Source organism: Paenibacillus oryzisoli (genome assembly GCF_001653565.1).
GTDB classification, from domain to species: Bacteria; Bacillota; Bacilli; order Paenibacillales; family NBRC-103111; genus Paenibacillus_E; species Paenibacillus_E oryzisoli.
Map to the genome: position 1 here is coordinate 436 of NZ_LYPB01000051.1, position 9,137 is coordinate 9,572.

Annotated in this window: 10 protein-coding genes and 1 pseudogene; 4 read left to right on the top strand and 7 right to left on the bottom strand. The window is 44.1% G+C overall.

Annotated features, from left to right (window positions below; translation table 11 throughout):
* Positions 1-301 (top strand): hypothetical protein (locus A8708_RS36070; RefSeq protein ID WP_204787509.1); only part of this gene is annotated, 301 nt, incomplete at its 5' end.
* Here the strand turns inward: A8708_RS36070 and A8708_RS10130 are convergent.
* From A8708_RS10130 to A8708_RS10140, 3 genes are all read right to left on the bottom strand, one after another.
* The gene (locus A8708_RS10130; RefSeq protein WP_068663401.1) at positions 298-1,050 is read right to left on the bottom strand and encodes a YwmB family TATA-box binding protein; all 753 of its coding nucleotides are present in this window, start codon (positions 1,048-1,050) and stop codon (positions 298-300) included. The two genes, A8708_RS36070 and A8708_RS10130, sit on opposite strands and share 4 nt — an antisense overlap.
* 70 nt (positions 1,051-1,120) lie before the next feature.
* Positions 1,121-1,513, bottom strand: a complete 393-nt coding sequence (locus A8708_RS10135) for a VOC family protein (protein ID WP_068663402.1) — start codon at positions 1,511-1,513, stop codon at positions 1,121-1,123.
* Positions 1,514-1,580: 67 nt separating this feature from the next.
* Complete coding sequence (locus A8708_RS10140; RefSeq protein WP_068663403.1) at positions 1,581-1,802, bottom strand: hypothetical protein; 222 nt, start codon at positions 1,800-1,802, stop codon at positions 1,581-1,583.
* Positions 1,803-1,956: 154 nt separating this feature from the next.
* Between A8708_RS10140 and A8708_RS10145 the strand changes: the two genes are divergently transcribed.
* The gene (locus A8708_RS10145; RefSeq protein ID WP_068663404.1) at positions 1,957-2,235 is read left to right on the top strand and encodes a hypothetical protein; all 279 of its coding nucleotides are present in this window, start codon (positions 1,957-1,959) and stop codon (positions 2,233-2,235) included.
* Between the two features lie 92 nt (positions 2,236-2,327).
* On the opposite strand, the pseudogene A8708_RS10150 reads toward A8708_RS10145, so the two are convergent.
* A pseudogene (locus A8708_RS10150) lies at positions 2,328-4,994 on the bottom strand (ATP-binding protein); the annotation flags it as partial.
* 149 nt (positions 4,995-5,143) lie between these two features.
* On the opposite strand from A8708_RS10150, the gene hisC reads away from it, so the two are divergent.
* Complete coding sequence (gene hisC, locus A8708_RS10155) at positions 5,144-6,262, top strand: histidinol-phosphate transaminase (RefSeq protein ID WP_068663405.1); 1,119 nt, start codon at positions 5,144-5,146, stop codon at positions 6,260-6,262.
* Positions 6,263-6,399: 137 nt separating this feature from the next.
* Positions 6,400-6,864, top strand: a complete 465-nt coding sequence (mscL, locus tag A8708_RS10160; protein ID WP_068663406.1) for a large conductance mechanosensitive channel protein MscL — start codon at positions 6,400-6,402, stop codon at positions 6,862-6,864.
* A gap of 236 nt (positions 6,865-7,100) precedes the next feature.
* On the opposite strand, the gene A8708_RS10165 is transcribed toward mscL, so the two are convergent.
* The 3 genes from A8708_RS10165 to A8708_RS10175 all read right to left on the bottom strand — a co-directional run bounded on the left by A8708_RS10165 (position 7,101) and on the right by A8708_RS10175 (position 8,840).
* The gene (locus A8708_RS10165; RefSeq protein WP_068663407.1) at positions 7,101-7,847 is read right to left on the bottom strand and encodes a (S)-benzoin forming benzil reductase; all 747 of its coding nucleotides are present in this window, start codon (positions 7,845-7,847) and stop codon (positions 7,101-7,103) included.
* A gap of 78 nt (positions 7,848-7,925) precedes the next feature.
* Positions 7,926-8,369 (bottom strand): hypothetical protein, encoded by a 444-nt coding sequence (locus tag A8708_RS10170; RefSeq protein WP_068663408.1) that lies wholly within the window; start codon positions 8,367-8,369, stop codon positions 7,926-7,928.
* A gap of 15 nt (positions 8,370-8,384) precedes the next feature.
* Complete coding sequence (locus A8708_RS10175) at positions 8,385-8,840, bottom strand: NUDIX hydrolase (protein WP_068663409.1); 456 nt, start codon at positions 8,838-8,840, stop codon at positions 8,385-8,387.
* Positions 8,841-9,137: the final 297 nt, after the last annotated feature.

Consider the following 9,137-nt stretch of genomic DNA (forward strand, 5'->3'; position numbering starts at 1 on the left):
CTACCGTGTTACCGAAGCAGCGAGAAATAATATACCACAGATCGTTTCACCATTGCAAGCACTTTTTTCTTGTCAATTATTGTCGGCATCTGTCGGAAAGTCATCTTACCATACCTCATTGCTTGAAAGCAAGTCCACTACAATTTCGCTTGTCATGATTGTTTGCTTCCGAACAACGAGGACTAATGTACCATGCCTAGAAATCAATTACAACCCCTTTGGAAAAGTTCCATTATTGCAATTGTTTCGAATTGTTCCTACAAAAAAAGGAATGCATTATGCACCCCTTTTCCGCTTTTAGTATTCCATTGTAATAATCGGTGTTCCTATCGTTAAACGCCAAAGGCCTGAAATCGTGTCTTGATGAAGTGCGATTTGGACATTCACCTTTTGATCGCCGCTTTGTATAGAAGACTCAAATTCAGATGCTACCAACGATGCACTGAAGGTCGTGCCATCTTCGTAACTTTCAACAACTGTTCCTTTATAAGCTCGGACTAACTCATTTAGATATTCCTTGGGATCATTCGATAAGCCGAAGTCTTCATCAACAGCATTTCCTTGTATCATCACGTTCCACTTGCCTTTAATGCCCTGACCGGTTAATTGTGTAGTCATTTGCTCCTGCCATTTAAGAAGTTGGGCTTGATCCGCACTCCCTGGCGCATCTAATCGTAATACAGCATAACATGCCGATTGTCCTACTGGACTAGCAACAGTTAATGTCGCAACTGCACTTTCAGCAACTTCAGACTTATTCGTATAAATACCGTTTTTCAAAGAAATCGGTTCATTGATGTTAGTTGTAAAACCAAGCTTATGAGACAAACGTTCACTTGCTCCCATCACTCTGGCATCCACACCATCACATGTACCGAAATACCCTGTATATTTGAAGGTTATCTGTTCATTGGATTGCATAAAAGGCTTTGCCACACGAAGTAATAACTGTGCATCTTGTTCAGCCCGTGCATCCACATGACGAATCCACCCGAAAAATAAGCCAAGTATAGTTAAGCCTATTAACATTTGTGTCCAACGCTTTGTCATGAAAAAAGCACCTCTTCGCTAGAATCTATCACTCTAGTAAAAGGATGCCCGTATCTAGCAAATGTTAAACCTATCCACGTGTCGATTGAAAGAATTCAATTCGCTCGCCATCTAGCCCGTTAAAGAAGAAATACTTAGAACCGTTCGGTAATGTTGTGATTTCCGCGTCCAATTGCGCAACCTCTAAAGCTTGAATTCTTGCGAATTCAACATCGATATCATCTACGGTAAAGGCCAAATGGTGGACTTTGCCTTCCTGCGGCAGATTCGCATTATAACCTTCAATTAATTCAACTTCTGTTTCATTAGCAGCTTCAAAGCCAAGAAAACCAAGCCGAATGACACCATTCGTGTGGAGCAGCGTTCCTTTGTGCTTAAGTCCGATCACTTTCTCATAGAATGCTATAGACGCTTCTAAGTTTGCTACCATAACCCCTACATGTTCTAATTTCATAACGGTCATATGTATCCGCCTCCTTGTTCTAACCCCTTCATTCTAGCTAAAATTAAAAGAAAGAGCTAGACCGCGATCAAGCCATAGGGATTGTCTCCATCTCCCCGTTTAAAGAGAAAAGCGTTACCTCAGTATTCGTAGCATGAACTAATCCCAGATTATCAAACACTTCCCGTACCTGAGCATTATTTAAATACTTGGTTATCGTTTCAATCGCTCGATTGGAATATTCTTGGTACATGGCTTCGAAGAAAATGAGAACTTCCTTTTCCCCAATGATCACTTTCGTGTGCAACATGCGCAACACCCCCGGTTCAGATAGAACAATTGTATATTTGGGAAGCTAGGAAAGTATGAAGACTTCATTAGGTTTATGTTAGGTTTGTAGATTTCGCATAAGACGAAGTGTCCGTGTATAATAAAAACGAAAACCACGGACAGGAGGGGCCAGAATGAGGTTGTTAAAGCTACTGCAAATCTATGAAGTGGACGGGATTACACCGAAGCATCGGTCAGATCGATTCGATTTCGATGAGATTCAAGGGCAAACATTTCGTGAAGTGAACCCAACCGAGGTAGGATGCCCAATGACCTTATCAGGGGTTCAGCAACATACACCTTTCAAAACAACACGTGTGCAAGCGATTGATCAAGACGGACTCGATTTCCGGGTATTAACGCGCAACACGATTTATCATTTTGAAGTATATACAGAACGCAATGTCCATTAATACAAAAGACCTTTGACCCCTTCCAGAATCGGGAGGTAGTTAAAGGTCTTTCTGCTTTATTTACTTAACCAAACTTGCATAAGCGAGAGCAGTTGGCTCATATGCAGCGGCTTGCTAATGTAGTCAGATGCGCCTGCCTGTAAGCATATCTCTCTGTCCTGTTTCATAGCTTTGGCCGTAAGTGCAATCATCGGTACATTGGCGTAATGATTATTTTTCCTTATGAGACGCATTGCTTCATAGCCATCCATCACAGGCATCATGATATCCATGAGAATAAGTTCAATGCTGGGATCTTTTGCCAACAACTCTAAGCATTCTTGTCCATTCTGAGCAACACTAACGATAATACCTTCTTGCTCAAACGCGTTACAAAGGGCAAAAACATTACGCACATCATCATCAACAACCAGCACTTTTCTACCCTTAAATTGATTGTTAGTACTATCTTCGCACTTAGGTATAATTTCACTACTTTCACTATATTCACGGATAAAATAGTCATTGCTCATACTGTCAATTGCCACTGCCGCTTCTTTATGGGCTATGGTAACCCCCTCTGGTAAAGGTGGCAGCGAAGGTACATATAACGTAAACGTACTTCCCTTGCCTTCTGTGCTCTGCATCTGGATACAACCCCCAAGGAGTCTGGCCAATTCCCGACTGATTGATAACCCCAGCCCTGTCCCCCCATATTTCCGATTCGTTGTACCGTCGGCCTGAAGGAAAGGCTCGAAGATGATTTCTTGCTTGTCAGTTGCTATACCGATACCCGTATCCCTAACAGAAACCGCCATAACTTCCATATGCAGGGCAGAAGGCAGCATTTCAACAATTTGCTCCACGCTACACATTCGAAACGCCACATGAACAGAGCCTTGGTGCGTGAATTTGAAAGCATTAGAAAGCAAATTTTTGAGAATTTGACTAAGCCTCTGTTCATCCGTGTAGAAGATCTTCGGCACTTGCGTATCCATCTCAATTTGAAATGTAAGCTTTCGTTGTTCAGCCACCTTCTCGAAATGACCTAACAAGAGCTCAGGCAGCCAGTCTGCACGCAACTCTCCGATATGAATATCTAATTTTCCCGCTTCGACTTTGGATAAATCCAAGATATCATTAATGAGGAGCAATAAATCATTTCCCGAAGAATGAATAACACGAGCATACTCTTGCTCATCATGCGTTAAGGTTCTGCTATTGTTTTCCTGAAGCATTTGAGAAAGAATCAATATACTGTTAAGAGGCGTTCGCAGCTCGTGAGACATGTTCGCCAAGAACTCTGATTTGTACCGCGAGCTCAACTCAAGCTGAATGGCATGCTCTTCAAAGGACACTTTCATGTGTTCGAGCTCTCTCGTCCTTTCATCCGCGTAGCGATTCCTTTCCTCTAGCCGTTCATTGGTCAGATGCAATTCTTCCTGTTGAATTTGAAGTTCCTCCGTCATAGCCTGATACTCTCCAAGAAGACGCTCAACCTCAACACGCGTTTGCACGCTGTGTACGATTGTTCCTAAGACCTCTAGGATATCATCCATCAGACTCAGCTGAAGCGCCGTAAATTTATCAAAAGAAGCCAACTCCATGATAGCGATAACCTCTTGATTATGGATGATCGGTACGATCAGGATACTTTGTGCCGTTGCAGACCCCAGTCCCGATTTCAAACGAATATACGTTTCAGGGACATGTGTGAGATGTACAATTCTTTTCTCAATCGCACATTGGCCAATCAACCCTTCTCCAAGGCGGAAGAATGTTTTCCCAGCTTCAACCCCTTCCTCCATCGCCGCATAATCTGCCATCCTCAGCATGCCAACCCTAGATTCGTGTACACTTCTTATGTAAAAAACCCCGAATGAAGCTCCGAACAACTCCGCTGCTTTACGAATAAAGGAGGTCCCCAACATTTCCAAATTAGAAATGCCTTGCAGCATATGTACGACTTCCGTCAGCTTTCGCTGCTGCCACTCGATCTCTTCTTGACTCTCCAGCAACATATTGGTTGCGTCAGCCAAATCCTTCACTTCATCATTCATGGTGACATGAATGCGCTTCGAACGATCTCGCTTCATAGAGCTCAGCTTTATGATACTCTTGGTCACCTGTTTGATCGTCCCGACAATGGATCTCGAAATAAGTAGTGCTGCTAACAACGAAAAAATGATCACCACACCCAACATAACAAATAAGGAGTTGATCAACATTTCATTTTGTGCATCCAGGTGTGCCGCTCGCTCCTTCACGAACCCCATTTCAAGGCCGCGAAATCGATTTAATTGCGAGCGAATATCCAGAATACTTTGATGCGTAATAAAGAAGGTGAAATTAAAATAACTTTCATTCTCAAGACCATTCCTCATCGTCGGTAAGGTCCCGCCTGTTTGTATAAGCCAATTTTCGATAGATTCTTTGAGTGCGATTAAATTTTTCTCTTGGACTGGCGTATCACTCGTCAACTCCCTCAGTTGATTAAAGGAGTCTCTCCACTTGGTCTGCCCCGTCGTGTAAGGCTCTAAATATTTAGCTTCCCCCGTGAGTAAATACCCTCTTTGCCCGTTTTCCATATCCATGACATATTTCTCAAGAAGATTCGACTCTCTATTGACGGCAAAATCATGCTCGATTACATAATTGCGATCTCGCTGCATGGCAGCTAACTGTTGAATAACAAGCACAAAAGAAAGAGTTAAGCAGAAAATGATGAACGCATATCCAATCATAATTTTGGCACGAATACCGAATCTCATTTTCTTCACTTCACTGCCACCCTTCCACCAAATCAACATCCAATAACTGTATCATATACCAAACAACTCTATGCTGAAATGCAAATTTTTGCTTTACTACTTTACCGAGTTAATGTATTATCTAAATAAAGTGATAATCGTTATAAGGAGTGTTGTACATGAAAGGTCCAGGTGTCGAAAACATTAATCCACGCAGCATTTTATCCCGCATGCAGCCCTACACGCCAGGCAAACCCATTTGGGAGGTCCAACAAGAATTCGGGCTCACTTCGGTCACTAAATTAGCTTCCAATGAAAATCCATTAGGCCCTTCCCCTCTTGCTCTTGAGGCTATTGGGGCTTATGTATCCGACATTCACCGTTACCCAGATGCTGAGACCGTAACCCTTAGAGAAGCCATTGCGGAGAAGCGCGGTTTCTCCCCTGATCAAGTCCTTGTTACGAACGGCGGCGATGAATTAATTACACTGCTCTCCGAAACCTACTTAGAGCCAGGCGATGAAGTCATTGTGCCATCTCCCACCTTTAGTGAGTACGAATTCGGAGCCAACTTACTTGGAGCCAGCATCATTCGCGTATCGCTTGGAGAGAACTATCGCTATGAAGTAGACGCTATTCTCGAAGCAGTCACAGAACGCACGAAGATGCTCTATATTTGTTCACCAAATAATCCCACAGGCACTTATATCACCAAAACAGACCTACACCGACTTGTAAAAAGTCTCCCGTCACACGTACTTGTGATCTTCGATGGTGCTTATAGCCATTTCGTTACAGCTGACGATTACTGCGATGGTCTTGCGTTAGTACGAGAAGGCTACCCTGTTGTCGTACTCCAAACCTTTTCTAAAATCTACGGGTTAGCAGGAATTCGTGTGGGATATGGCATCGCAGATGCGGGTATTCTGCAACGGATTCGTCAGGTCAAAGAACCTTTTAATGTGAACACACTTGCCCAAGTTGCTGCTGCAGCCGCTCTCAAGGATGATCAACATCTTGAAGCAACGCGCACGAATAACGTTAAGGTGCGAGAAGAGTTATATGCTGAATTGCGTGTAATGGCAATTCCTTTTACACCAAGCATGAGTAATTTCGTGTTGGTTGAACTAGGCGCACAAGCGAAATCAATCTATGATAATTTGATGAGTCGCGGGGTTATCGTTCGTTATGGCGGAGGTTGGAATCTTCCTAATCATGTACGAATTTCGATAGGAACTTCCGAAGAGAACGCAGTACTTGTTCAAGCTTTGAAAGAAATTACCGCTGTAAAGGCATAGAAAAACTTTGATGAAGCATCCCTACTTTAGAGAAAAACATCTATATTAGGGGATGGGAGCTTATTTGTTTGAGCTCTATTAATTATGGTACAATGCTATGATACAATGCTATGAATCAAGTCTCATGGGGGTACATCATGCTAAAAGAATTCAAGGAATTTGCATTCAAAGGGAACATGCTCGACCTTGCAGTCGGGGTTATTATCGGAGGGGCTTTCGGTAAAGTCATTACGTCCATTGTAAATGATTTGGTCATGCCGCTCGTTGGTTTGCTTATTGGAAAAGTGAATTTCAATGATTTGTATGTTGCCCTGGACGGGAAACATTACGCAACATTTGAAGAAGCTGCCAAGAGCACCGCTGTCTTTAGATACGGACAATTCCTATCCACTTTCTTAGATTTCTTAATCGTGGCATTCGTCATCTTCATGGTTGTTCGCCAAATCGGTAAGTTCCGCAAGAAAGAAGCACCGAAAGAAAAAGCGGTAACAACCAAAGACTGTCCTCATTGCTTATCTGAGATTCCCGCACAAGCATCACGCTGCAGGTTCTGTACCTCTGAGCTTTCCTCTGGTGGTACGGTTAGCGGCAGTATTCAATAGACCCTTGTGATAGAAAGGCCCGTGTCGGATTACGATACGGGCTTTTTGGTGTGAATTTGGATTAAGGTAAGTTTTTTTGTGCGTAAGTTGGATGAAGGCAAGAGATATTTCGTGCGCAGGTCGGATGAAGACACGAGCTATCTCGTGCGCATGTTGGATGGAGACAGGAGCTATTTTGTGCGCATGTTGGATGAAGAAAAGAGATATTTCGTGCGCATGTTGTATGAAGGCAAGAGCTATTTTGAGCGTAAGTCTGCGACCTCGCCTTGTTCGAATGCATTCGCGTGCAGCAGGTGCAACAGCTGCTTCGCGGTATCTTCAGGGGAGCGCAGCTCCCCCTGCTCTTGGAGCTGGACGAACCGACTCACCAGCGGGAAGTCCTCTTCAGAGGCAGCGCGGATCTCCCGCTGCATATCGGTATCCACTACACCCGGTGCCACGCTGCAAATCAGCACCGGGTGTGGCTGTGTCAACTGCTCGGCGCCGACACAGCGCGCCAGCATATCCAGCCCGGCTTTGGCGGTGCAGTAAGCACCCCAGCCGGGGTAGGGCTTGCGCCCCGCGCCCGAGGAGATGCCGACCACACGCTTCACGATCGGCCACGCTTGCGTGAGCCGAATGAAGCTGTTCGTCAGCACCGCGGGTGCGACGAGATTGACCTGCAGGCTGCGCTGCAGGTCGTCTGGGGCTGCTCGGCCGATCGAGACAATCGGCTCGATCATGCCCGCATTGTTAATGAGCGTGACGGAAGCCACGCCATCTGGTTTGGCGAGGATTCGCTCCATGAGCGAATCGATCCCTTCGGTTTGCGCCAAATCGTAAGCATGGAAGGTCAGCTGACTTTCCATGCGCAGCGCCTCTTGGCGCAAGATCTCGTTCTCGCTGCGGGAAATGCAATGAACCGCAGCGCCTTGCTCTAGCAGCTGCCGAATGATGGCAGCGCCGAGGCCCTTGGAACCGCCCGTAATGATATAAGTATCCATATGGTACGCCTTTCTTTATCTAGATTATTAGCGTTGGAGATGTTGGTTGCGACGTACTTCCTACTACCTACTATAATGCTACCCTATAGACTTCCAGTCTGCCAATATTTCCACTAACGGTTTCCCTAAATTCCGCTTATTGACTGTAATGCTTACCGGATCTAACTTACCTTTTACGAAAATCTCGAATTGATTGATTTTTCCTTCAACCATATAGTAATAGAGGATATCTTCTTTGGAAATGTAAATATCGTTTACCTTAATGCCATTATCTCCAAGATACGTACGATCTAGCAAAGCTGATAGGAGAATGAGGAGGAATAACACCCCATACTTTCCGTTGCCATCTAGCGTGACGATAAAAGGTAAGAAGAACAGATTTAGCAGTGAGATGAATATTCTTTGATAATCGCTATACCCAACGAGCGCAACTGTCCCAACCTGTTTCTTAGCTAGATTAGCTCTGTAACTCTTATATAACATGTACAAAACATAGACAAGTACGATCACATATGAAACCATTACGATGTTCGCCTCCTAACGTTTTGAAACATTTTGTAGATAAGCCGTTATACTATCCCTATATACTTGCCCCAGCGTTTCCGGGAGATCGTGCCAATCAAAATATTGCAAATCTCGAGTTTCAGCCGTTTCCATCACTAACTCACCTGTTGCTTCACGTGCCATATAGGTCGTCGTTACGGCGTAAAATTCATCTCCATTGGAAAGAGTATAATGATACTGAGCACCAGAAAACACACCGACTAAGGTCAGATCCCCTACTGTCAAACCTGTTTCCTCAAAAAATTCACGTCGTGCTGTATCCTCTAAAGACTCACCCAAGTCCATAAGTCCTCCTGGCAACCCCCAGGTCTCATTCAGTCTTTGTTGCAAAAGAATTTGTTCCCGTTCATTAACCAAGATCACGACTGCTCCAGGCAAAATAATAGGACGATTCCCCACAAACTGTCTAATTTGCTTATAATACTCCATAACATTCATACCTCCCCGACGAAAACATTTGGAAATACCCCTCATTTTAACATAAAAAGTATATTTATTAGCATAATCGGTCTACGCGTTCTTCATGGAGGATAGTGTTCTGATCCACTTGTAATGTTACTGCTACCATTGCATCTCTTACTTGTGTGAAAAAGGGACAGTAGCAGCAGCTCGGTAGGGTAACTTTTAGATTAACTGGATTTCCTAGTTACTACTTAGGTCTTCCAATAGGAAGACTTCTTCTATTTAAAGGTATTCCGTTCCCACATGTCGAAATGAACACGCACC